Below are 656 nucleotides of genomic sequence, written 5' to 3' on the forward strand. Positions count from 1 at the left end.
GGGTGGTCCCGCATGTTGTGGGCCGGATCGCCATTGAGCGCAAAGTGAAGCCGGGAGGGCCGGCGGAGCACCAGGGACTGCGTGGTGAAGATCGGCGGCGCCATGGTGGTCGTTAGCGGCAGGCCCACCGCATCTTCTCCGGTGGACGCCGCGCGGAAGCCGGGCAATGTCAGCTGGATGTCCAGCGGCGCATCCTCCGCACTCTCGGTCATGTTCCGGATCGCGCATCGGCCATCGGGCAACGGGTACTGGCACTGCAGCGATACGCTGAACTGGCCGGAGCTGCTGACAGTGAACGGAAGTTCCCGCTCAAGCGTCTTCGGCACGATGCCGTGGTCGCTCCACTGCGTCCAGCCGCCCTTCGGCGCGAGCACGGCACGATCACTTCCCGGCGGAAGCTCCAGTTCGAAAGGATGATGCACGTCCAGCTCGAAGTGGACGTTCACCACATTGTCCTCCAGCCCCATGCCGTTGCCCAGGTCGAAGTCGGCCCCCTCGCCGGTGCCGCCCACGCGGAACGACGTCATTCCCCGATACACGCCGCTTGGCATGCCCAGTGGCTGAGGGGTGGTCAGCTTGTAAGTGAAGTCGAACTCGTTCATCTCGTAGTTGTTGGTGTCCACCCAGTGCAGCGCGCACGCAACCGTCCCTTCCCC

1 pseudogene is annotated in these 656 nt (G+C 65.1%); it reads right to left on the reverse strand.

Features of this window, described 5'->3' with window-relative positions:
- Positions 1-656: pseudogene (locus INT12_RS30870) on the reverse strand (hypothetical protein); the annotation flags it as partial.

The organism is Pseudomonas sp. K8, from assembly GCF_014889455.1.
Taxonomy (GTDB): Bacteria; Pseudomonadota; Gammaproteobacteria; order Pseudomonadales; family Pseudomonadaceae; genus Aquipseudomonas; species Aquipseudomonas veronii.